This is a genomic window from Zobellia nedashkovskayae, assembly GCF_015330125.1.
GTDB classification, from domain to species: domain Bacteria; phylum Bacteroidota; class Bacteroidia; order Flavobacteriales; family Flavobacteriaceae; genus Zobellia; species Zobellia nedashkovskayae.
On the sequence record NZ_JADDXR010000002.1, the window covers coordinates 441518 to 466984 of the forward strand.

Sequence of the window (25467 nt, forward strand, 5' to 3'; positions counted from 1 at the left end):
AAAAATGAAACCTATAAAATATTTAATTTTTGCCTTAACAGTGTCCGTTTTTGTTTCTTGTGATACTGAGGAATATTTAAACCCATTACCAGACACGGCGGTCGCAGTAGATGCTTTTTTTCAAACCGATTCAGATGTATTAGCTGGGGTAACAGGCATCTATGACGCCCTGCAAGGTGTAAACGAAAACACAACATCAAACATTGGTGACGCGAACAGAGGCGTTCAATTTGAACATCTTTTAACTGAGCATAGAACAGATAACACTAGAAATGCGACACTAGAGGGATCTAAAGCTGATTTTCACAGATATACCGTTAACGCCAACAATGTAGAATCTGAAGATTATTATGCTTCTATGTATGAAGTTATTTTCAGAGCTAATAATATCTTAAATTTTATTGATATTGCAGATGAAGCTAATCAAGCAAAGTATACTGCTGAAGCCAAATTCTTAAGAGCTTACGCCTACTTTAAATTGGTTCGTATGTTTGGTGATGTACCTCTAGTAACTTCCGTGGTAGGTCCTACAGAGAATGAAGCTCTTTTTATTAGAACACCTGAAGCTCAGGTTTACACACAAATTGTAGCCGACTTGCAAGAAGCTGTTACTGTTTTAGATAACTCTTCTAAATCAAGAGCTTCAAAAGCAGCTGCACAAGGTATTTTGGCTAAGGTATATTTAACACAGCCAAACCCTAATTATACAGGTGCTCAGCAAATGTGTGAAGCCATTGTTAATACTGGGAGCTTTAGTTTACAAAGCAATTATTCGGATGTTTTTTATTCTGAATTAAATGATGAAATCATTTTTGCTATTCAATACGTAACTGGTAATAGCCTTGAAAGTCAAAGTTTTTCTTCTGAATTTACTTCCGGAGGTAGACGTCAAGGACAAGAAGATGGTCAAAATATCGTGAACGATAACCTTATCGCTGCTTTTGAATTGGCAGGAGGTGATAGAACGGCTGTTTCATATTTTACATTTTCTGATGCAACTGAGGTAACAAAGTTCTTACCTGAAGGGTCTGATGTTACTGCTACTCCCCCAACTTACGGTGGAAGCTCACGTGATGCTGGTAACGATTATATTGCTTTACGTTATGCAGACGTACTTCTTATGCATGCCGAAGCTATTATGGCGGGAGGAGCATCAACTAACAATGCTGCTGCCTTAACTTCCTTTCAAAAAGTAAGAGACAGAGCAGGTTTAACAGATGCAGTTAGCAGTATTACTAAAGAGGACCTATTACTTGAAAGAAGGGTAGAATTGGCTTTTGAAAACCAAAGATGGTTTGATTTATTACGATTTGGCGTTGCCGATGCGGTTTTGACTGCTCATGCTAACGAACTAGGTTATGTATTTGATGCTAGAAAATTATTACTACCTATTCCGGCAAGAGAAATAAACTTAAGCGGAGGTCTTTTGACTCAAAATCCAGGATATTAACATATAAATATTTAACAATGAATAATAAAATAAATATTTTCAGTAAAAAGACATTATTGCTCTTGGGTGTGGTTACAACTAGTTTATTTGTTAGTTGTGATGATAGTCTGTTCAGAGATGACCTACCAGATGCTAATTCAAAATTAGATACTGTATTTCCAGAAGCAAATTTTGATTATACCGCAGATCAAGATGATTTTAAAATAATAAATTTCACTGACCTTTCTAGTGAAGCATCAACCTATGCATGGGATTTTGGAGGAGGAGAAACTTCTGCAGAACAAGATCCTACGTATATCTTTGAAGCTGGGGAAGGCACTTATCCTGTAACCTTTACTGCTAGTGATGGTAACGGTATATCATCCTCAATTACAATAGATGTAGTTGTTGAAGATATATTGATATCCGCTTTTGAATGTGCGGATTTTAATTGTGACCCAAGAACCCCTTGGGGAGGAGGACGAGGTACAAGTACATATTCCGGTAGTACTTCTCCTGTACCTCCAGAAGGTAATGGTGGTGCTAAAATTAGTAGTGATTCTCAGTGGCTTGACCAAACCATATTAGTACTGCCTGGCAGAACTTATGAAATAACTTTTTGGTATGTAAGTAAACAGAGTGGTACTGCTGCCGGAACGTTGTTAATTGAAGATGCGGACAACGCAGACGAACCAGCTTTCCTTAATGAAGGTATTCCATTGTCTACTGATGCTTCTAATTACGAACCAATATCATACAGAGTAGAAACAGGGGCCAATACAGAAAACATGAGATTCAATATTGAATATGCCGGTACTGAAGCTAGATTTTCTAAAATCAGCATAGAACAGATTGAGTAATTAATCCCATTGAATTGTTGCTATAGAAATGCTAACGGTTATTTTCTGATACGCATTTCTATAGTAATAAATATCGCAACAGATGTATTTGTTTTTGTTGCTAATTTCAATAGAGACGAACAAACTAATAAAAAATAAAAAAATGAATTTAATAAATAAAGGATTAAGCGTCTTGTTACTAACAGGCCTTATATCGTCCTGTGAAGACGATGGGTATACCACAATAGCGCCAGTGGACTCATCTGGTGGCGATACCATGAGTGTACTCTCCAGTTTTCCTGCCACGCCAGGTCCTGATGGAAATGGTAATGATGACGGTACTTATATAACGGTAACACCAGTATCTGTAGGGGTTGATTCTTATATAGTAGATTTTGGAGATGGCGGTAGTCCTGTAACAATTTCAGAACAAGGAGGCTCTGCTTCCTATGATTATCCTAACGCAGATGAAGAAACAGATTATACAATAACTGTGACTACAAAAGCAGCGGGTCAATCAGATATCACTAAATCAGAAGAGATAACTGTTATTCATACACCTATAGCTATTTCTGTAATGGCCCCATCACCTATTAGAAATCATGCAGACGTATTTGCTATTTTTAGTGACGGTGTTGATTATGACGGTGGTTTTGTAGGTTACACTAAGGCTTTAGAAAACTCTTCCGTTGATAAAGAAGTTACAAGTGAAGATGGAAATTCAGTAATTGAATATTCTAGACTTGGCAGTAATGTAGGAAGTATTCTATTTGGAAAACCAGCTACATATGAGGAAGACGGTGAAACAATTTTGGAAGAAGCAGAAGGAGAACCAATTGTTGTCGCTGAAGCTTTAGCAGCGCCAGCGAATGACAACCTTGACGGTATTGGCGTTACAGATATTCATTTTGATGTTCATTCTGTTTTTGCAGAAGGTATCGACAAGTTAAAAATAACACTGTTTAATGGCGAAACTGGTGATGAATCAGTTATTGATGGTATTGATTTAACAAATGGCGAATGGGCTAGTTTAGATTATAATCTAGCTACTGATTTCTCTATTCCTGTTGTTCAAATTGATTCAATAAAATTTGAATTAGGAACAGGTGGTACTGCAAATGATCAAGCAACGATTAATGTAGATAACGTTTATTTATACAAGGCAGCCAGTACAACTATTTTAAATGGCGGTTTTGACTTGAGTGCAGCTCAATGGCAAATAGCTACCCATACAGGTGGAAACATTGATGCTCTTAACGGAAGTGGTGATGGATCATGGACAAATTATGACGGTTCTCCTAATGGAAGTAAAACAAGAGGAGCTAAATGGAGTGACGGTACTTCTGGAGGAGAAAAAGCTAGCGATAAAAGTAGATATGCGTATCAAGCTCTTACGTTAACTCCTAATACTGATTACATCTTAGAGTATGAATATGCTATTAAAGATGATAGTGCAGATACTGAACCAGTAGGAGGAAGAAGAATGGTAGCTGTAGTTCTAGATGGTCACTTTATTGATGGAGCTGATGCTATAGCTGCAGAGAGCAGTAATTTAGCAAGTCATTTTGGAACAATAGCAGAGGGTAAATTCTCTGATGAAATTGGAACATTAGTTCAATTACCATTTACTTCTAATGAAAGTGGTGAAGTTGCTATATGGCTTTATGCAGTGACTCCACAAGATGGATGGATTGACAATGTTAAAGTAACTCAAGCACCGTAATTGAGTGTAATGAATTATATCCGAAAAGAATTATTAATATCAATTTTAATACTTTTTATATCTGTAAACGCTACTTGTCAGAACAACGAGGGTAGCGTTACAGAATCGGGTATAAAAACTAAAAAATCAAAGAAGAGGAAGAAAAAGATAAGACTTCCTGAAATTGATTTAACCAATTGGAAAGTAACCATTCCTGAGGGCACAGGAAAAGGAGGAGCTATTAGTGTTGAGCCGCCAGAGATTTTAGATTATGCTACAAATAAGACTTTACAACCTTATATGTATAATGACTCTACCAAAGGAGCGCTAACATTTTATGCCTATCCTACCTCAGCTACTACAGCCAATACAAAATATTCCAGATCAGAACTTAGAGAACAAATGGTTCCAGGTGACGATAATACAAATTGGACTTTTAAACAAGGAGGATCATTAAAAGCAAAACTTGCTATTGATGAAGTTTCCCGTGATGAAAATGGTAAATATCATAAAATTATCATTTTACAAATACATGGCCGCCTAACAAATGAACAACGAGATTTAATTGGCCAGAAGGACAATAACGCCCCTCCAGTATTAAAAATTTACTGGCAGAATGGTAAGGTTAGAGTTAAGACCAAAAAACTAAAATACACAGGTGTAAATTCCATAGGAATATTACATGAAGAAGCTTGGACAGATGATGAAGGATTCAATTTTGAAGAAGAAGTAGGTTTTAGAAAATTTCAGATTGAAGTGAAAGTTTCCGATGGAAAAATGATGGTTTCATTAAACAAAACTGAATTCGCCGTTTATGATGATTTTAATATGAGACGTTGGGGCATTTTCGAAAATTACTTTAAAGCCGGTAATTATTTTCAAAGCAGGGATGAAGGTTCTTTTGCTAAAGTTAGTTTTTATGAACTTGAAGTAAACCATTAATAACAATACTTATGAACTTCAACAGTGTTCAATATTTTTTTAAACAAGCAATTATTAAAAATTGCTTGATTCTTATTGTACTGTTCAGTTTATGGAGTTGCGACAATTCTTCTGATGCTATTGAAAATGAGGTTGAAGAGGAAATGGTTGCGCAAGAAGAGATTCAAGAAGAAGTTGAAATTATAAAAGAGACACCTGAAGAGGTTGTTGAAGAAACATTTTTATTACCAAATATTGATTTAAGTAATTGGAAAGTTACCCTGCCAACTGGTAGTCCGGATGAAGTAGAGCCTCCAGAAATATCTGATTACGCTACTGATGATCGCTTACTACCATATATGTATAATGATTCAACAGGTGGATCACTGGTTTTTTATACATCGCCAGGTTCATCAACCACCAATTCTTCTTACTCGCGAACAGAGCTGAGAGAGCAACTCGTTCCAGGAAGCAATAGCACCAACTGGACTTTTACTGAAGGCGGAACTATGAAAGGGACTTTGGCCGTTGATGAAATTTCAAAAGATGCTGAAGGTAAATATCACCGTACCATAATTATGCAAATACACGGTAGACTTACTAATGCCCAGCGAGATTTGATAGAAGAAGATGACAATAATGCGCCACCAATTTTAAAAATTTATTGGCAGAATGGAAAAATCAGGGTATTAACCAAAGTGCTTAGTGATCTCAATGCTTCTGATGAAGAAATACTACATACAGATGCTTGGAGTGATACTGACGGTTATACTTTTTCAGAAGAAATAGGAACTAATAAATTTATTTTAGAAATAATTGCTTCAGATGGTAGACTTGAAATCATTTTGAATGAAACAGAGTCCATTATTTACGAAGATATTCACATGGAAAAATGGGGCGTTTTCGAAAATTACTTTAAAGCAGGAAACTATCTACAAACTAAAGATGAAGGTAGTTTCGCAAGAGTTAAGTTTTACAACTTAGAAGTTACACACTAGATAGTTTTATAATACAGGTAAAATAATAGAAATTGAGTTGTTTTGAGTTAGTTGAGAGTAATTTTGCCGGCCCGCTCACCACGGGTCGGTAAAATTTAAAAAGCATCAAAACACGGTAAAAACAAATCTCGAATAGCTTACTCTTAACAATTCTATTCGACCTAATAATTTTTTGAACTGCACACGCGATATGAAGTTAGAAATACTAACAAAACAAGAAAATAGAGAAATCCAAAATAGGATTATCTCAAAAATTCGTGATCTCATTATTTACAAAAATCTTGAGCCAGGTGACAAATTACCTGCTGAGAGAGTACTATCTGAGAAGTTTGATGTCAGCAGAACTAGTGTACGTGAAGCCATTCAAAAACTTGAATTTTATGGAATTTTAAATTCCAAACCGCAAAGCGGAACTTTCATTTCTAACATTGGTCAAATTGCCATGAACGGTATGATCGATGATATTTTAAGTTTAGAAGAACAAGATTTTGTTTCTTTAGTTGAGACCCGGATTCTACTTGAACTTAAAACAGTAAAACTAGCGGCCATCAGAAGAACTGATGAAGATTTAGAACGAATTAAGTTTGCTTTGGATGCCTACAATAAGAAGATGATATCTGGTGAAGATTGCCTAGAAGAAGACTTGCTATTTCACTTAGCCGTAGCCTCTGCGAGTAAAAACAGTACCATAAACACACTAATGCTACTGATAACTCCTGAGATTATTGTTGCTTATGACAAAGACCGGGTCTGTGAAGGAGACGTAGCCTTATCTGAAATTAAAAAGCACGAAGACATTTATTCGGCCATCTTAAATCAAGATCCAAAACTAGCCAAAGAAAAGATGAAAGCACACTTTAGCAAACTGTACGATTACATCTACGGAAAAGATCGCGATGTTAAGTTAAAAAGAAAATAGAAGTACATAATTTGTGCTAATTAAAAATATTCTAGGATAAATTAATACTTCAAATAATTTATTCAATATAAAGGTAGATACCACCATTAATTCACCATCTTACTTACAATTTAGAGAGAATGAAAATTAGATAATGAAAATCAAACTATTAGTAATAGGCATTACGCTTCTACTCTTTTCTTGCGGAGAAAATTCGAATCTTCAAAACGTCTATGTAAAAGACGCCCCTGAATTGCAAAAAGCACTTGATCAAGCTACCCCAGGAGATAACATTGTAATGTCAAACGGCGTTTGGAAAGATGTTCCAATCATATTTTTTGGAAAAGGCACAAAAGAAAAGCCAATCAACTTACGAGCAGAAACTCCTGGTAAAGTTTTTATTGAGGGAGAATCCTATCTTCATATGGGAGGAGAACACTTGATAGTTGATGGTCTATACTTTAGAAATGGCCATTCACCAAAAAATTCCATTATCCGTTATATGATAAGCGAGGATAGTATTGCCTTCAACTGTAGGGTAACCAATACAGTTGTTGAAGACTTCACAAAGCCAAATAGATTAACAAACGATCGCTGGGTTGAATTTTACGGTAAACATAATCAGCTAGATCACTCTTACCTCTCAGGAAAATCTAACGATGGCGAAACGGTAAGAGTATTTTTTACAGGTAATGAACATATTAGTAATCACCACCAAATAGTAAATAATTATTTTGGGCCACGTCCTAGAAAAGGAGGTCCTAGAGCCGAAACTATACGAATTGGAGATAGCAAAACAAGAGTCTCCCCTAGTTTCACGAACGTGTCTAATAATTATTTCGAAGCATGTAATGGCGAGGTTGAGATTATCTCCGACAAAACAAACTTTAATACATTCAAAAATAATATTTTCTATAAGTGCGAAGGTTCCTTAGTCTTAAGGCATGGGAGCTATGCCACTGTAGACGGAAACATTTTTATTGGTGGCGATGAATCTAACTTTTATGGAGGAATCAGGATAGTGAATACAGGGCACTGGATCACCAATAATTATTTCTACAAAATTAAAGGAGAGCAATTTAGAAGTCCCCTTGCCATTATGAATGGTATTCCCATGACACCTTTGAACAGGTACTTACAAGTTAGTGATGTTGTTGTGGCCTATAATACTTGGATAGATTGTAAATCTCCTTGGCAAATTGGGGTTGGCCAGAATCTTAAAAGTGCCGATGTACTTCCTCCAAGTGAAATTCGATCGGCACCACCTATACGAACTATTGTAGCCAATAACATCATATATAATACCCAGGTAGATAAAACTCCGGTAATAAACCATAGTACCATGGAAGGAATTCTATTTAAGAATAACATCATAGATAATGCTAGTGAAGATTATTCTGAATATGATGTTTTGCAGAGTGGAGCTATAAAAATGAAAAAGATTAACGATTGGTTATATGCACCAGCTGATTCCAAAAACCAAATTTTGGATACTGTCTATACTGGCTACGATTTTGCTAAAATTAACCACGATATATTTGGTGCATCAAGAACGGAAAAGAATAGCATTGGCGCAATTAACCAAACCGCAACAGCTGAAAAATTTGCGATCGATAAGAAGAAATACGGACCAAAGTGGTTTTCAACGGAAAAAATAAATGTTGAGCCAAAAATACTGACCGCTTCATCTGCAGTTGGCCAACTTACCAAAAAAATTAGCGAAGCGTCTTCGGGAGATATCATTGAGTTAAGCGATGCATTATATACACTTCCCTCTTCACTTAAAATAGACAAGGAAATTACGCTTCGTTCTAAAGACCCTAAAAACAGAGCAGAGCTCGTATTCACTGGAGAGCAAGATTCTATGGCTTTTCAAATGAAGCCAAAAGGAATCCTCAGGTTGCAAAGTATCTTATTAAAAGGCGAAAGAGGCAAGTATGCCTTTGCCCCTTTAAAGAAAAATATGGCTTCGGCCTATAACTTGTATATTGAGAATTGTGTGATTGAGAATTTTAACTACGTTCTAAAGGCTTACAAAGGGTCCTTTGCAGACACCATCAATTTCAAAAAAACAACAATAAAAAACTGCCGAAACGGTATTGAATTAGCCGCTGAGGACAAAGGCGATTATAACGCCGAAATGGTATCTATTGACCAATGTATATTTGAAAATGTGCAAAGCAACCTTATTAATTTCTATCGGGGAGGTTACGATGAATCAACTATAGGAGGGTCTTTATCTATCACAAATAGCACCTTCATGGATAGTGGAAAAAATGAAAAAAACGGTATCTTGATAAAAACCAGAGGTATCATTAACGTAACCATTAAAAACAACACTTTCAAAAACAACCCTATAGAACTTGTTGCGTTACTATGGGGAGAAAAGAACAATCATCATTTGGACAATACACTAATAAATTCTGGAAAAATCAGGGTTGAGGAGCAGCAGAAACTTAAGATATTATACTAACAAATTGATTACAATCTAAAGACACCCATATAGTGGAGCTGCCAAATCATACGCCAATCATCTTATCAAAAAATTAAACAATGGAAAACCCAGTCGCTAAAACATCGTTCATTAAAAAAATTCTTGCTTTGGTCCTAGCTTTTGGCCCAGGAATTTTTGCTATTGGTTATACCATTGGTACCGGTAGTGTAACTTCTATGATTGTTGCTGGTAGTACGTATGGCATGCAATTATTATGGGTATTGGTTTTGAGTTGTATATTTTCTGGTATGCTTATGTATGCCTATGGCAATTACGCTTTGGTGACAGGCGAAACAGCACTATACGCTTTTAAAAAACATATTAAATGGGGCAAACCCATTGCCATTCTTATAATTTTAGGTGTATCATTTGGCCAATGGAACTCACTAATGGGTATTCTAGGGATTTCGGCTAATATCATTTTTGAGATTTTCGTTATATATTTTCCTTCGTTAGTTGATCACAAATATGAATTGGTCCTTACAATTGCCATTGTGGTAATTGCTGTTATGTATCGTTTTCTTCTCATAGGAAAGTATGTTTTCTTTGAAAAAATACTAGTGATTTTTGTAACCATCATGGGGCTTTCCTTCTTTGTTTCCCTCTTTATGGTTTTCCCTTTACCTATAGAAATTGCCCAAGGTCTTATACCCTCTGTTCCAAAAGTACAAGGTGGTAGTATGATGGTAGCGGCATTCGTTGGAACTACCATGGCAGCAGCCACTTTTCTTTCTCGTCCCCTTTTTGTAAAAGGAAAAGGATGGACTATAAAGAACTTAAAACAGCAAAAGAAAGATTCAATTATAGCTGCTTCACTTGTTTTCATTATTAGCGCTTCGGTAATGGCTGTGGCTTGTGGCGCATTGTTCCATGAAGGACAACCTGTAACCCAAGTATTGGATATGGTAAATACGCTTGAGCCGGTAGCCGGTAAATTTGCCCTTACACTTTTCTTTTTCGGAACTCTGAGTGCCGGACTTTCTTCTATTTTTCCATGCTTATTAATTGCCCCTATTTTACTTTCGGATTATCAATCTGGGGAGTTGGATACTACTTCAAAGCAGTTTAAAATCATAACAGGCATAGCTTGTTTGTTTGCTTTAATAGTTCCTGCTTTTGGTGCTAACCCAATAGAAATGCAAATTGTTTCTCAGGTTTTTAATGTCTTTGTGCTTCCGTTAGTGATACTTGGTATTATTCTACTCATCAACAATGCTAAGCTTATGAAGAATTATAAAGCCAAGCTTCCTCTAAATATAGGATTATTCGCTGCTTTATTTTTCTCTTGTGTTATTTCATATAATGGTGTTATAGCACTAATAGAATATTTCTAAAAGAAAGAGCACCTTTCCGGATATGTACTTCTAAAAAGTACAGGATAAAACCTAAAGTGGGTTATTCTCAAATGAGTTAGCCAATAAAAAAGGCTATCAATTGGTTACATTAGCGAACTCCAAAAAACACCTCCGGGGCACTTTTAGTAATAATATATTAGTCCTACAATATCACTTACAAGAAAAAGTTAACTTTATTATATAAAGCAAAAATTCGAACCATAGCTTCTATTATGGTCTAAGAACAACTACAGCACTAGTATTTTGTCTCAGGATGTCTGTTAATTTATATAGGGTTCTTTTCTTAAAATAACTTATAATAGATACAACAACTACCAAAGAAATAGTCCGGGTAAAATTCAATGGCTACCTATTTATGTTAATTTTAGAAAAGTTTTATAAGCTTTAATTCATTCTAATTAAGCACAATCGACTCCATTTGTAACACACACTTCATTTTAAATGGAACTAGGTACAGAAAAATAGTAACTTCTCACATAAAAAGTAGAGGGTGAGGCAAAAACCCACCTCTACCCTGCCCTAACTGGCATCTATCAGTATAACTATCCCTTAGCATCAATATAGATAAAAGCGAAAGGTTTTTTTTGGATTACCTCAACAACACATAATTGCTAATTTAGCACATAGCAGTTCTTTATAATGCCAAGTAGATAATCTACACCACCAAATTTCTTGATATTAATTTTTGTTTAACAAAGTATTAAGTTATATTTGGTAAACCAATTTGGTAAACCAGTATGGAAAACCAATTGAATTTAATAATTTTTGACTAATATTTATCAAAAAAACACTTTATGAAACTGTAACATACTGTAATGAAAAAAGAATGGGGTTCACCCATAATTTTTTTGCAAAGTCACTTCTTTATGAAGGAAAGTAACACTTAGAACATGTACTTTTTACTACGCACGCTCATCGTTATATTATAAATAATTCAGGGACATTAATGAGTATTGCACCCTAGTAAATTGAAGATTAAACAAGACTCTCATTTAGGCGCTTGGCCTAAAATTAATTAACATTACTAACTTAACATTAAACAAATGAATTTTAAATCTCAACTAACACTTATAGCGTTATTGTGTTTCAACATATCGCTATTTGCACAAGACGGTTACACTTTGACCGGTACCGTATCTGATGATACAAATGTACCTGTTCCTGGGGCTAGTGTAATTATTCAAAACACAACAACAGGAACCTCTACCGATTTTGATGGTAATTATTCTATTGAAGTTACTAATGGCGATGTATTGGAAATTTCATCGCTAGGTTTTTCCACAAAAATAGTTACTGTAGATGGTCAAGAAACTCTTAATGTTATTCTTGCTACAGACGCAAGCCTTCTTGAAGAAGTTGTAGTAGTAGGATATGGTGCTCGAAAAAAGAGTGACATTACAGGTTCTGTATCATCTGTAAAATCTGAAGAACTAAACGCATACCCTGTATTAAATGCTGAGCAAGCACTTCAAGGGCGTGCAGCAGGTGTAGTTGTACAGTCTAATAACGGTGGTGAGCCAGGAGCTCCTATCAGTATTAAAATTAGAGGTAACACATCAATTAATGCAAGTAGTGCCCCATTAATAGTTGTTGATGGTTTCGTTGGTGCTTCCATGCCACAGGCAAATGACATTGAGTCTATGGAAGTTTTAAAAGATGCTTCTGCAACAGCAATATATGGTTCTAGGGGTTCCAATGGTGTAGTATTGGTAACTACTAAAAAAGGTAAAAGTGGCAGATTAACTATTGAAGCCAATACGACTTACGCTATTCAAAACATTTCAAATAGACTAGATTTATTGAATGCCGATGAATTTGCTAATTATCAAAATCAGATAAGGACTAACAATGGCGTTACTACTCCTTATGCACAAGGACCTGCAAACACAGACTGGCAGGACTTAATTTACACAACTGGTAGCACATCTAATCAACAAGTTTCTTTTTCAGGTGGAAGTGATAAAATAAATTTTTATGCTTCTGCAAACTATTTTAAACAAGATGGTATTATAGTTAATTCAGATTTTGAAAGATTAACTTTTCTGTCTAACGTTGATGCTCAAGTAACAGACAAACTGAAATTGGGAATGAACCTTTTTGGTAGTAGAGGAACTAAAAATGGTTCAGCTACTCAATCAAACGGTTCTGTTTCTGCAGGTGGAGATGATGTAATTACTTTAGCATTGAGATATGCTCCGGATCAACCTGTATATAATGCAGATGGGAGTTTCACATTTGGTAATACTGTTGGTGACCCGGTTGATAATCCATTCGCAGTTGCTACAGCAAGAATAGACGAAACTAAAACAGATAATTTTAGAGCAAATTTTTATGCGAATTATGAAATTTTAGAAGGTCTTACTTTTAAAACTACATTTGGTTTAAGTACGGAAAATCAAACTAGAGGAATTTACCTGCCATCATTATTGACTCAGACAGCTGGTGGAGATAGCGGTAGAGCTAGTGTTGAGAGCGATAAAGAAACTAGTCTTTTAAGTGAAAACTATTTAACCTATACTAAGGAAATAGGAAAAGGAAACTTAACCTTATTAGGTGGTTATTCTTATCAAAAAACTGTTTCAGAAAACTTTTATTCAGAAGCAACAGGTTTTATTTCTGATGCTTTTTCTTACTATGGTTTAGGTTCGGCTACAAATATATTACAACCAGATGCTTCAAAATCAGAAGTAGAAATTCAATCTCAATTCGGGAGGATTAACTATGATTTTGATGATAAATATTTACTAACAGCTACTGTCAGAAGAGATGGTGCATCTAACTTTGCAGAAAATGAAAAATATGCTATTTTTCCATCTGCAGCTTTAGGTTGGAAATTATCAAATGAAAACTTTCTTAAAGACAATAAAACATTTTCTAATGTAAAATTAAGAGCCAGTTATGGTGTGACCGGTAACCCATCAATTGGCGCTTATGAGTCTTTAGCAAGGCTTGAAACGCTTTACGCCTCTAGTAATGGGCAAACTGTAAGTGCAGTTACACCGGAACAACCTTCCAACCCAGATTTAAAATGGGAATCTTCTTATCAAACAAACTTTGGTCTTGATTTAGGTTTTGCCAATAATAGAATTACGCTTTCATTAGACTACTACACTATTGATACTAAAGACCTAATATTAACGGACAATAGTATAACTGAATACTTAGGTTTTTCGGGTGATGATATCTTAGCCAACGTTGGTGAGATAAACAACAGAGGTTTGGAGATAGCTTTGAGTACTAAAAATATTGTGAAAGAAGACTTTAGATGGACTACAGACTTCAATATAGCTTTTAACAAAAATGAAGTTAGAAGTTTGGTAAACGACGCAGATTTATTCTTCGATGCTACACCAAGTTATTTTAGCCATGATAGAAGTTATGTTCTGAGAGTAGGTGAAGAAGTTGGTCTTTTTTGGGGATATGATTACGCAGGCGTATACCAAGGAGGTGCAGCACCAGCAGGAACAGCTCCTTTATCAGGAGGTGTAGCAGGTGACCCATTATTCGCTGATTTAGATAATAGCGGTGACATTACTGAAGACGATAGAACTACTATAGGAAACCCAAATGCAGACTATACTTGGGGTCTTACGAACAACTTTAGCTATAAAAATTTAGATTTAAGTATCTTTTTTCAAGGTTCACAGGGAGGCGATATTTTCAACTTGACTAATGTACAGTTGACTAATGGAGATGCAAATACTACTAGAGACTATTACAATAACGCTTGGACATCTACAAATACTAATACAAATCAGCCACGTGTAGGAAATAATAGTAATAGAGAAATTTCTTCTCGCTTTGTTGAAGATGGAAGTTATATTAGACTAAAAAACATATCATTAGGATATACAATACCATCCGATATTGTAGAGAAATTAGGTATTGATATGCTTAGATTATCTTTAAGTGCACAGAACTTATTGACTTTCACAGATTATTCAGGATTAGATCCAGAAGTTAGTTATTACGGTTCTAATGGTGATAATAATACATCTGCTAATACTGCCCAAGGTTTTGATTTTGGAAATTACCCAACTGTAAGATCCTTTAACATAGGGGTTAATTTGAAGTTTTAATAAGAATTAATTTAAAATATAAATATGAAAACATATAAATTATTACTGTTATTGATTGGTTTTTCAATAATGGGTTGCTCAGATTTGGAAGAAGAACCTGTTGGTTTATTAGCAGTTGATGGTTTTTTTGAAACTACAACAAATATACAAACAGCAGTAGATGGATCTTTGACTCATGCTATCAACGAAAAGTTTTGGGGAAGAAAACTTTCTATAGCTTTAATGTTACGCTCTGATATGGTAAGTCTTGCCTCTAACGAAACAAGAAGAGTTGAGATGAATGAATTCACTACGCTCGGTAGTAATGGAATGATTAGTGAATTCTGGCCAAGAACATATCAAGGAATTGCTGCTGCAAACGGAGCCATTGCTGGTGCTGAAGATGTAGACGTTGCTGATGAAATCAAAAACCCGATAACTGCACAAGCTTATTTTGCAAGAGCTTTCTACTATTTTCATTTGGTAAGACTTTTTGGAGATGTGCCTTATATCGATGAGCCCATAATAGATGTTGATGCGATGACTTCTATAAGTAGAACTCCAGCAGCAGAAGTATATGAAAAAATCATTGCAGACTTAGAATATGCTAAAACCTGGTTGCCTACTACAGTAACATCAAGAGCTATACCTTCTAAAGCAGCAGCTAGCTCTTATTTAGCTTTGGTTTATTTAACGATGGAAGAATGGCAAAACGCTTCTGACGAAGCTAAAGAAGTGATAAATAATGCTGGAACTTATGGATTAGCTTTAGATGAAGATTTTCAAAACCTATTTAATGCCGAAGAAATAGACGCATCACCAGAACCTATTTTCTCTTTAGATTATAATAATTTTGAAGCGGATGATAATGCCTATGATCAAATAGCTCCAATGACGGGCATTAGAGGAGATGATAGAAACTTAGGAGGAGGCTGGTCAGTTGCAGTACCTACTCTTGAAGTATATACTACATGGAATCAAGATGATTACAGAAGAGCCGTAAGTATGGATGACGAAGTATCAATTGGCGGTACTGTAGTGGATTACACTCAATTTGATATCAGTGGACACGAATTCGCTAAGAACAACCCATATATCGCTAAATACACACGTTTTCCTGAGCCATTTGCTCGTGCAAATGCTAGAGCAACTAGTCATAATTATTCTATGATTCGTTACGCAGAAGTATTATTAATCGCAGCAGAAGCCGCTGTTGAATTAGGTGATAATGCCTCAGCTCTTAATTATATAAATCAAGTAAGAGCTAGAGCAAGAAAAGGTGGAGTAACAGGAACTGGTGCCGGTGTAGAGGTAGTTGTTGATCCTAGCGCCGAACCTGCAGATATTACAGGAACAGTTACTATTGATGATGTACTGGAAGAACGTAGATTAGAGTTTGCTTTTGAGGGCATAAGATGGTACGATATTGCTAGAAGAAAGATAGGCGCTCAAGTATTCAACGCCTCTGGATTAGAAGGCGAAAAGCCATTCTTTACTGTAGATGATTACTTATTACCATTACCTGAAGATGAGTTAGAAAGAAATCCAAACTTAACACAAAATCCAGGATACTAATACTTCATTTCCTTGATTAATGATTAAGGTGATATTTTAACTAAAAAGATTAATTATAACTAAAACCCATAAAGGGAATATAAAGAATACGAAGAATGTTGTTTTGAGTTAGATTGAGAGTAATTTTGCCGGCTCGCTCACCACGAGTCGGTAAAATTTTTAAAATCTCCAGACCCTTTAGAAACCAAACTCTTTAAAGCAAAAAATACTTTTTTAGTACATTTGTTTTAATTATTTTTAACAAACCAATCTGGTTAACCAATTTTCAACATACTGTCCCCTATGAAATTAGAAATACTGACTAAGCACGAAAACAGAGAAATACAAAATAGTATTATTTCAAAAATTCGTGATCTCATTAATTATAAAAATCTTGAACCAGGTGATAAGTTACCTGCCGAGAGAGTACTATCTGAGAAATTTGAAGTCAGCAGAAGTAGTGTTCGTGAAGCAATCCAAAAACTGGAATTTTATGGAATATTAAATTCCAAACCGCAAAGCGGAACGTTTATTTCAAATATTGGTCAAATTGCCATGAATGGTATGATCGATGATATTCTAAGTTTAGAAGAACAAGATTTTAAATCACTAGTAGAAACACGTATTCTACTTGAACTAAAAACAGTAAGATTAGCCGCACTGAGAAGAACAGATGAGGATTTAGAACGAATTAAATCTGCTTTTGATGCTTATAAAATAAAGATGATTGCTGGTGAAGATTGTCTAGAAGAAGATTTGCTTTTTCATTTAGCAGTAGCAGCTGCAAGTAAGAATAGTACCATGAACACACTCATGCTACTAATAACGCCAGAGATTATAGTTGCTTATGCCAAAGACCCTGTCTGCAAAGGTGATGTAGCCTTATCAGAAGTCAAAAAGCATGAAGACATTTACATGGCTATTTTAAATCAAGACCCAAAATTAGCTAAAGAAACGATGAAGGTACACTTTAGTAAATTGTACGATTACATCTACGGTGAAGACCGAAAAATAAAATTAAAGAAAGGATAAAAGTGCACAATTTATCCTCTTAATAGATACTGAAGGAAAACTAATACATAAAAACAACTTATTCAATGAAGATAAACGGCTAGAGCCGTTAGAATTCTATCCTAATTTACAAAGTATTTAAGTTACTTAAATACAAGCATTTAGAATTGCTTATCTCCTATTTTTATAAATACGGCCAGCCATTCCTATGCCCATATATTAAGAACAATTTAAAAGAACGAAGATGAAATTGAAAGGATTAAGATGGTGGGTTATAGGTTTAATTGCCTTAGCTACCGTTATCAATTATATTGATCGACAAGCATTACCCGTTCTATGGCCAGACATTGCTGAGGATTTATATCCAGATAAAACGCCTGACGAACGAAAAGAAATTTATGCATTTATCTCCACACTATTTATCTTTTCTTACGCATTTGGTCAGTCCATTTTCGGAAAGATATTTGACAAATACGGAACAAGAATAGGTTTTGCGCTTTCCATTGGTTTTTGGTCCATTGCAACGGGATTACATGCTTTTGCTAAAGGAATATTTACGTTAAGTATTTTCCGTTCTTTATTAGGGGTTTCCGAAGCCGGTAACTGGCCTGGAGCAGCCAAAGCCAATGCAGAATGGTTTCCTACAAAAGAAAGAGCCTTTGCACAAGGACTTTTCAATTCTGGTGCAGCTATTGGAGGTATCATTGCCTTTCCTACTATTGGATTACTATCTGTCTATTTTAGTTGGAACTGGATTTTTATATTAGTAGGTGTAACAGGTTTACTATGGCTTATTCCCTGGTGGATTTTAGTAAAATCTCCACCTAAAAACCACCCTTGGATTTCAGATGAAGAACGCACGTACATCTTAACGGGACAGAAGAACCAAGATAAAGATGAAGATGGAGAACCAGATGATGGTTACAATCCAGAAACTGGAAAGATGCTAAAGCATAAAGAAAGTTGGGGAGTTATTCTAGCATCTGCTGCCCTTGACCCTATTTGGTGGTTGTTTATTTTTTGGATCCCAATTTACTTAAACGAGGTATATGGAATGGATGTAAAATCTATAGGTTTTTATGCCTGGGTGCCTTATGTTGGTGCCATGCTAGGAGCTTGGTTTGGCGGGCTATTAGCACAAAACCGTATTAAAGCGGGCTGGACAGTGAACAAAACACGAAAGTTTGTAATTACCCTTGGATGTGTAATTATGCTACCTTTCTTACTGTTAATGGCTAATCCTGGTGGACCAGAAACAGCCGTGGTATATATGGCACTTATTTTATTTGGTTTTCAAACAGCTATTGGAAATGTTCAAACCCTACCGAGTGATTTATTCGGCGGAAAAACAGTAGGTACACTTTCTGGTTTTGCTGGTACGGCTGCTAAATTAGGAGCATTTGGATTGACAGCATTAGTACCTTGGCTTACGTCAGGAGGTAATTATACGCCAGCGTTTGTAATTGGTGCTGCCTTAGCTCTAATTACAATGGCAAGTGTTTGGTTTTTAATTCCAAATATTTCGCCGCTAAAAAGTAAAAATTAAAACAAATTAACTAACACTAATTAATAGTAATTTACACAAAGATGAAAGGAAAAGTAGCAGTAATAACAGGAGCAACTGGAGGAATTGGATTTGCAGTTGCAAAAAGATTAGGACAAGATGGTTTCACCGTAATTTTGAACGGTATTGAAGATGAAGCTGGTGCTCAAAGAGTAAAGGAGCTTACCGATGAAGGTATCACTGCCGAGTATTACGGTTTTGATGTTACAAAGGAAGATGAAGTAACAGCAAACATTAAAGCAATTGGTGAGAAGTACGGAAAAATCGATACGCTTGTAAACAATGCTGGTGGTTTAGGTGGAAGATCAAGATTTGAAGATATGACTACAGAATTCTACAGATCTGTAATGGCTTTAAACCTTGACTCAACATTCTTTGCATCTAGAGCAGCAATTCCTTACCTTAAAAAAGGAGAAGATGCCTCTATCATTAACTATACTTCTAACGCAGCTTGGACAGCAGGTGGACCAGGAGCAGGAATCTACGGAACTTCCAAAGCGGGCGTTCATGCTATCACTAAAGGATTAGCAAAAGATTTAGCTGAATATGGTATTAGAGTAAATGCTGTGTCTCCAGGTACAATAGACACTCCGTTTCACGCACAGATCAAAGCAACTAAACCAGAGGTTTTCGCTTCATGGGCTAACAGCATTATGTTAGGTAGATTGGGTCAGCCAGAAGATGTAGCTGGTGTTGTATCTTTCTTAGCTAGCAAAGATGCTAAATTCATTACTGCTGAAACTATCCAAATTGGTGGTGGACAAGCTTTAGGAATCTAGAAAATTCATTTTATAATACAATCAAGCCTTTCTTTTAATTAAGAAAGGCTTTTTTATTTGAAGAATCCCTGACAATCAACTCGGCATCTAGGATTTTTTTATTTAAAGACTGCTTAACATCAGGTGAGCTAACATGTTCTAAAAATGTTTGTGCGGCCAATCTTCCTATTTCCGCACTATGCTGTTCAATACTTGTAATTGGCGGGGAGACCATTGCAGTAAAAGGTTCGTTCCCAAAACCTACCAGAGCTATTTCATTGGGAACTTTAATAGCATTTTCCTTCAAGACCTGTAATGCTCCTAGTGCGGCATAATCGCCAGCAATATAAACCGCATCCGGTCTCGTCTTTAACGAAAGTAATTGTTCCATTTTTAGACGGCCATCTTCCTGTGTTAGACTACTTTCCAATAAAAGTTCGCTATCCAATGGTAAACCGTGTTTTTTAATAGCATCCTTATACCCTCTAATTCTATTATTGAATATTCTGGTACGCTGGTATCCACCAATATGTGCTATTCTTTTACACCCCTGTTCAACCAGATGTTCAACAATCATATGACTACTAGCATAGTCATCAATACCAATATAATCTACATTTAAATCATTCTCTCCTCGGTCAAATAGTATTAATGGAATACCTCTGGATTTAATTTTTTCGTAATAATCTAGGTCCGTAGTTTCATTGGCCATAGAAGCAATAATACCATCAACTTGCGTAAACAATAGGGTATCTATACTGTCACATTCCTTTTTGTACGATTCATTAGATTGTGTGATTATAATATTATAGCCCGCCTTATTTAAAACCTCCTCCATATTTTGAACTACTGAAGAGAAGAAATTACTATTTGTTCTAGGCACAATAACACCTACCAGGTTACTCTTTCCCTTACGCAATGCGCTTGCCAAATGATTTGGCTGATAATTCAAATCCTTAGCTACTTTCTTTACAGCCTCTTTGGTTTTTGAACTAATTCTAGAGTCATCCTGCAACGCCTTTGAAACGGCAGCGGTAGATATTTCCAAGATATTTGCGATATCTTTTAATGTGGTCTTTTTTTTATTCAACAAGTTTTTCTATATTTGTTTAATCGATTAAGCAAAGATATATTTTTAAAATCGCCAATCAAAACTCACACGTTTTGATTTATTTTTCAAAATCAGGTTAATCGATTAAGCAAATAAGTAGATTCAATTTAAAATAACACCATTACAAATGAAAAAAGTAGTAACCTTTGGAGAGATAATGTTGCGTTTAGCACCTCCTGGATTTTTGAGATTTTCACAAACTAATACTTTTGATGTTGTTTACGGCGGCGGTGAGTCCAACGTAGCGGTATCATTGGCAAATTACGGCGTTCCCGTAGATTTCGTGACGCGTTTACCAAAGAATGATATTGGTGACTGTGCGTTAATGGAAATGCGCAAAAGAGGCGTAGGAACAGACAAAATAGTTTATGGTGGTGACCGTCTAGGTATTTATTTTCTAGAAACTGGTGCTGTATCTCGTGGATCCAAAGTAGTTTATGACCGTGCACATTCTGCTATTGCGGAAATTGAATCGGGAATGATTGATTGGGATGCTGTTTTTGAAGGTGTAGAATGGTTTCATTGGACCGGTATTACTCCTGCCATCTCACAAGGTGCTGCAGATGTTTGTTTGGAAGCTGTTAAAGCTGCCAGCGCAAAAGGTATTACTATTTCTACCGATTTAAATTACAGAGCTAAGCTTTGGAATTACGGTGGCGATAGAGAAGCTATTATGACTGAACTTACTTCTTATTGTGATATCATCCTTGGTAACGAAGAAGATGCTGAAAAGCACTTTGGTATTCACCCAGAAGGTTTGGATGTTCATAAAGATGGTGCTGATGTTAAGGCCGAAGCTTTCTTATCTGTATGTAAGCAGATGATGAAGAAATTCCCTAAAGCTAAAAAAGTAATTACAACCTTAAGAGGTTCTATTTCTGCATCGCACAACACATGGGCTGGTGTATTATGGGATGGTACTAAAATGTTCGAGACGCGTCAGTATCAAATTACAGATATCGTTGATCGTGTTGGTGGTGGTGATTCTTTCATGGGTGGATTAATCTACGGATTATTAAAATACCCAGAAGATGACCAAAACGCATTGGATTTTGCTGTAGCTGCATCTTGTTTAAAACATACTATAAAAGGTGATGCCAACTTAGCAACGGTTAGCGAAGTAGAAAAACTAATGGGTGGTGACGCCTCTGGAAGAGTAGCTCGTTAATTTTCAAAACCAAAAAAAAAGATGGCTCCTAAAAAATCGATATTACTTTTTTGTGGTGGTGGTCCCGCACCGGGCATCAACGCTGTTATTAGTACGGTGGCAAAAATCTTTCTTAAAGATGGCTATCGTGTACTAGGCCTTCATGAAGGGTTCAAAGGTATTTTTTCCGAAGAACCACAAATAAAGGAATTCGATTTTGCACATGCCGATCGTATTTTCAGTCGTGGCGGATCTACTCTAATTATGAGTAGATTTAAACCAAAGGACGAAAAAATAAATACGAAACTTTTTTCCGATAATAATGTAAAACTATTAGTCAGTATAGGCGGTGATGACACCGCCTCTACGGCTAACAGAATTACAGGGTATTTGACCAAAGAGAATATTTTTATTTCAAATATTCACGTTCCTAAAACTATAGATAACGATTTACCCCTACCCGACCGAAACCCAACTTTTGGATTTCATTCGGCAAAGGACGAAGGCGTGCGTATTGGTAATACTACCTACGAAGATGCCCGTACCAGTCAAAACTGGTTCGTCATGTCTACTATGGGGCGCTCTGCAGGTCATTTGGCATTTGGTATTGCTACCAGTTGTCATTTCCCTATGGTGGTCATTCCCGAGATGTTCAACAATACCCCTATCACTTTTGATAAGGTAGTACGGTTGATTATTTCATCCATCATAAAAAGAAAAATAGAAAATATAAATTATGGTGTGGCGCTCGTAAGCGAAGGCGTTTTTCATATTATGCCAGATAACGAGATTGACCATTGCGGTATCAATTTTACGTATGATGACCACGGCCACCCAGAATTGGGTAACGTGAGTAAATCTCATATTTTTAATATGTTGGTCCAGACCAAATTAAAAGAATTGGGTATTAATATAAAAAGTAGACCAGTAGAACTAGGTTATGAACTTAGATGCTGCAGGCCTATTGGTTTTGACCTGACTCTTTGTACCCTTTTAGGACTTGGTGTTAAAAAACTATTTGACCAAGGTATTAGTGGTTGTATCGTTACGGCAAACTCCCGCGGTGAAGTAACCCCATTGTTTTTAGAGGATATACAAGGAGCGGATGGTAAGATTGCCCCTCGCCTAGTAAATATAGACTCTGAATTCGCTAAGCTTTTCTTTCAGAATATGCATTATATTCAGGAAAGCGATTACGAAGCAGCAAAAGCATATCTTCCGAATCCGGAAAGATATGATTTCAATAAAATTTTATCAGAACAATAATAACATTATGGCACAGTATTCAAGAATAGAAGTAGCAAACGTAATGAAGGAAAATGGTATGGTTCCTTTGTTTTATCACCCAGACGTAGAATTGGGCAAAAAAATCTTACAAGCCTGTTATGATGGTGGTTCCAGATTAATGGAGTTTACAGCCCGTGGCGATTTCGCTTTCGAAGTTTTTTCTGAATTGAACAAATACGCAATCAAAAACCTTCCGGGTATGATTATGGGTGTGGGTTCTATCACCGATGCAGCAGCAGCTTCATTTTACATGCAGATGGGTGCTAATTTTATCGTGACTCCTTCTTTAAGAGAAGATATAGCCATGGTTTGTAACCGTAGAAAAGTACTATGGTCACCTGGATGTGGATCTTTAACCGAAATAAACAATGCGGAAGAGCTAGGATGTGAAATCGTTAAATTATTTCCTGGAGATCTTTACGGACCTGGGTTCGTAAAAGGAATTAAAGGACCTCAACCTTGGACAAGCATTATGCCAACAGGTGGTGTTAGTACAGATGAGGCTAACCTAAAAGGTTGGTTTGATGCTGGTGTAACTTGCGTAGGAATGGGTTCTAAACTTATTAGCAAAGAAATTTTAGCTAATAAAGATTACGCAGGATTAGAAACTAAAGTACGTGAGACTTTAGCGTTAATCAAGAAATTAAGAAGCTAGTACAACCTTGCCATCAACTGATGGCACATGTATAAAAGTTACAAGCCGCTTATTTGGGTACAAACCAAGTAAGCGGCTTTTTTCTGTTCTTACCTTACCTCTTACAAAAATACAAAAGCTCTAATTGAGTGTTCCTAGTAGAAACAAATTGCCCATCTACAATACTATTTCTTCTGTCAGTAATTGGTATACTTCTGACCTAAATACTCCTTTTTGGCTGGCTATCACGGTATTTTTAAATTTAATGGAGTTAAGGTCATCCACTTCTTTTCCAGACCTTTATATGACATGATACAAATTGAATATTGTATCAAAAACAATCTAATATTAATCGTAAAAATCACAAAAATATGTTACGCTGGACAGTTATATTTATCGTATTAGCAATTATCGCTGCAATCTTCGGTTTTGGAGGAATCGCTGCCGGAGCCGCTAGTATCGCCAAAATCCTATTCTTTATCTTTATTGTACTTTTCATAATCAGTTTGATTATGGGACGCAAAAAGATTTAAAGCCTATCACCATATAAATTTTACAGTTACAAAGGATGGCGAGCACGCCATCCTTTTTTATTTCACACTATAAACATACAATTATGAACGATGCATATGCCAAGCATGAAAAAGATGCTATTGACGAATTTGAAAAGAAGGGATATACGGCCAGATATCGATACGAAAATGACGTGTTATTTAATCTGGAAACACACAAAAATTATAAACCTGTAAACATCACGATTGTAAAAGAATTTAGGTACGAAGGAATGAGCGACCCTGACGACCTTTCTATTCTATACATAATAGGAACTGATGACGGCTCAAAAGGCACCTTTCTAATGGCTTACGGACCATCTGCTGATACGGATACGGCTATGTTCTTTAAGAATGTACCAGAGGAAAATTATCATAGGGAGTAACAACAAAAAAGCCCAAGCATTACTGCTCGGGCATTTTATTTAGATTGGTATTGACTTTATCTTACCAACTTGCAATTTCTTCTTGCAATTCTTCTTTTCCTTTACCGACTTTTTCTTGTACCCTACCCATCATTTCGTCAAATTTTCCTTCCGTGTAAGTTACATCGTCATCGGTTAAATTTCCGTATTTCTGTTTAAGTTTACCTTTTACTTGGTTCCACTTACCTTCTAATTGTTCCTGATTCATTTTATTTATTTTTGTGGTTAAACTTCTTTTTATTACTACCTAAAATTAAGACTGAATTGCTTCGCTCATTAATCCAAAAAAATCAATTTTTGATCTTAAAAATTACTTGTACGGTTTCTCTATTCCAGCACTATCGTCATCCATGAATTTCACAAAATCAGACGGATTTTGAATCGGTATAAATCGGTCTCCTTTTATAACAACAGGGAAAGCTAAGGTTGCAGGCGATTTCTCCAAAACACGCAACCAATCATGTTCATCTAAATCTACTTTTTTGTCTCCATATTTTTCCTTGAAAACAGGATGGTCTTGATTTACCAGACTTCCTATAGGCTCGTGCATCCCTTGAGCTATCTCCGTCCACTGTGTGCCCGTAACTTTTGTTTTTGATATGTCTATAGCCAGAATAGCTTCATCAGCAGCCTCAACGTAAGCATATGTTTGTTTACCAATTGAATTCTCCGAATTGTAGTATAATGTTATCTTCTTTTTATCTTTTGATATGACTCCCATTTTCTTAGAT

The 25467-nt window shown here is 35.9% G+C and carries 21 protein-coding genes; 18 read left to right on the forward strand and 3 right to left on the reverse strand.

The genetic code is table 11. The features are described from left to right. Positions 1-4: 4 nt before the first annotated feature. The 13 genes from IWB64_RS01835 (at position 5) to IWB64_RS01895 (ending at position 19602) form a co-directional block, all read left to right on the forward strand. Positions 5-1450 carry a RagB/SusD family nutrient uptake outer membrane protein gene (locus IWB64_RS01835; RefSeq protein ID WP_194532409.1) on the forward strand — a complete coding sequence of 482 codons (1446 nt, stop codon included), beginning with the start codon at positions 5-7 and terminating at the stop codon, positions 1448-1450. Positions 1451-1467: 17 nt separating this feature from the next. Then, on the forward strand, positions 1468-2289 hold the full coding sequence (locus IWB64_RS01840) for a PKD domain-containing protein (RefSeq protein ID WP_194532410.1): 822 nt from the start codon (positions 1468-1470) through the stop codon (positions 2287-2289). 142 nt (positions 2290-2431) lie between these two features. Beyond that, positions 2432-3991 carry a hypothetical protein gene (locus IWB64_RS01845; protein ID WP_194532411.1) on the forward strand — a complete coding sequence of 520 codons (1560 nt, stop codon included), beginning with the start codon at positions 2432-2434 and terminating at the stop codon, positions 3989-3991. A gap of 9 nt (positions 3992-4000) precedes the next feature. Further along, positions 4001-4912, forward strand: coding sequence for a polysaccharide lyase family 7 protein (locus tag IWB64_RS01850; protein ID WP_194532412.1), 912 nt, complete (start codon positions 4001-4003; stop codon positions 4910-4912). An 11-nt stretch (positions 4913-4923) separates the two neighbouring features. Beyond that, the gene (locus IWB64_RS01855; RefSeq protein WP_194532413.1) at positions 4924-5889 is read left to right on the forward strand and encodes a polysaccharide lyase family 7 protein; all 966 of its coding nucleotides are present in this window, start codon (positions 4924-4926) and stop codon (positions 5887-5889) included. Positions 5890-6079: 190 nt separating this feature from the next. Further along, positions 6080-6808: a FadR/GntR family transcriptional regulator gene (locus IWB64_RS01860; RefSeq protein WP_194532414.1), complete on the forward strand. Its 729-nt coding sequence runs from the start codon at positions 6080-6082 to the stop codon at positions 6806-6808. Positions 6809-6941: 133 nt separating this feature from the next. After that, entirely contained in the window at positions 6942-9260 is a 2319-nt protein-coding gene (locus IWB64_RS01865; protein WP_194532415.1) for a chondroitinase-B domain-containing protein, read from the forward strand. A gap of 80 nt (positions 9261-9340) precedes the next feature. Next, positions 9341-10615: an Nramp family divalent metal transporter gene (locus IWB64_RS01870; RefSeq protein ID WP_194532416.1), complete on the forward strand. Its 1275-nt coding sequence runs from the start codon at positions 9341-9343 to the stop codon at positions 10613-10615. Between the two features lie 1064 nt (positions 10616-11679). Continuing rightward, on the forward strand, positions 11680-14715 hold the full coding sequence (locus IWB64_RS01875) for a SusC/RagA family TonB-linked outer membrane protein (RefSeq protein WP_194532417.1): 3036 nt from the start codon (positions 11680-11682) through the stop codon (positions 14713-14715). A 24-nt stretch (positions 14716-14739) separates the two neighbouring features. Next, positions 14740-16269: a RagB/SusD family nutrient uptake outer membrane protein gene (locus tag IWB64_RS01880; protein ID WP_194532418.1), complete on the forward strand. Its 1530-nt coding sequence runs from the start codon at positions 14740-14742 to the stop codon at positions 16267-16269. A 282-nt stretch (positions 16270-16551) separates the two neighbouring features. Continuing rightward, positions 16552-17280, forward strand: coding sequence for a FadR/GntR family transcriptional regulator (locus IWB64_RS01885; RefSeq protein ID WP_194532419.1), 729 nt, complete (start codon positions 16552-16554; stop codon positions 17278-17280). A 223-nt stretch (positions 17281-17503) separates the two neighbouring features. Beyond that, a complete protein-coding gene (locus tag IWB64_RS01890; protein ID WP_194532420.1) occupies positions 17504-18805 on the forward strand; it encodes an MFS transporter in 1302 nt (433 codons plus the stop codon). Between the two features lie 41 nt (positions 18806-18846). Further along, entirely contained in the window at positions 18847-19602 is a 756-nt protein-coding gene (locus IWB64_RS01895; protein ID WP_194532421.1) for an SDR family NAD(P)-dependent oxidoreductase, read from the forward strand. A 34-nt stretch (positions 19603-19636) separates the two neighbouring features. On the opposite strand, the gene IWB64_RS01900 is transcribed toward IWB64_RS01895, so the two are convergent. Then, positions 19637-20671 (reverse strand): LacI family DNA-binding transcriptional regulator, encoded by a 1035-nt coding sequence (locus IWB64_RS01900; RefSeq protein WP_194535780.1) that lies wholly within the window; start codon positions 20669-20671, stop codon positions 19637-19639. A 148-nt stretch (positions 20672-20819) separates the two neighbouring features. Here IWB64_RS01900 and IWB64_RS01905 point away from each other — a divergent pair, with 148 nt between their 5' ends. The 5 genes from IWB64_RS01905 to IWB64_RS01925 all read left to right on the forward strand — a co-directional run bounded on the left by IWB64_RS01905 (position 20820) and on the right by IWB64_RS01925 (position 24697). Further along, a complete protein-coding gene (locus IWB64_RS01905) occupies positions 20820-21860 on the forward strand; it encodes a sugar kinase (protein ID WP_194532422.1) in 1041 nt (346 codons plus the stop codon). Between the two features lie 21 nt (positions 21861-21881). Beyond that, on the forward strand, positions 21882-23105 hold the full coding sequence (locus IWB64_RS01910) for a 6-phosphofructokinase (protein ID WP_194532423.1): 1224 nt from the start codon (positions 21882-21884) through the stop codon (positions 23103-23105). Between the two features lie 7 nt (positions 23106-23112). Next, positions 23113-23781 (forward strand): bifunctional 4-hydroxy-2-oxoglutarate aldolase/2-dehydro-3-deoxy-phosphogluconate aldolase, encoded by a 669-nt coding sequence (locus tag IWB64_RS01915; protein ID WP_194532424.1) that lies wholly within the window; start codon positions 23113-23115, stop codon positions 23779-23781. Between the two features lie 350 nt (positions 23782-24131). Further along, entirely contained in the window at positions 24132-24293 is a 162-nt protein-coding gene (locus IWB64_RS01920; RefSeq protein WP_194532425.1) for a DUF1328 family protein, read from the forward strand. An 83-nt stretch (positions 24294-24376) separates the two neighbouring features. Continuing rightward, positions 24377-24697 (forward strand): hypothetical protein, encoded by a 321-nt coding sequence (locus IWB64_RS01925; protein WP_194532426.1) that lies wholly within the window; start codon positions 24377-24379, stop codon positions 24695-24697. A 61-nt stretch (positions 24698-24758) separates the two neighbouring features. Here IWB64_RS01925 and IWB64_RS01930 read toward each other — a convergent pair whose 3' ends face one another. Together IWB64_RS01930 and IWB64_RS01935 are read right to left on the reverse strand one after the other, a co-directional pair. Further along, a complete protein-coding gene (locus IWB64_RS01930) occupies positions 24759-24944 on the reverse strand; it encodes a CsbD family protein (protein WP_155594599.1) in 186 nt (61 codons plus the stop codon). A gap of 102 nt (positions 24945-25046) precedes the next feature. Continuing rightward, positions 25047-25457, reverse strand: a complete 411-nt coding sequence (locus IWB64_RS01935) for an arsenate reductase family protein (protein WP_194532427.1) — start codon at positions 25455-25457, stop codon at positions 25047-25049. Positions 25458-25467 lie beyond the last annotated feature (10 nt).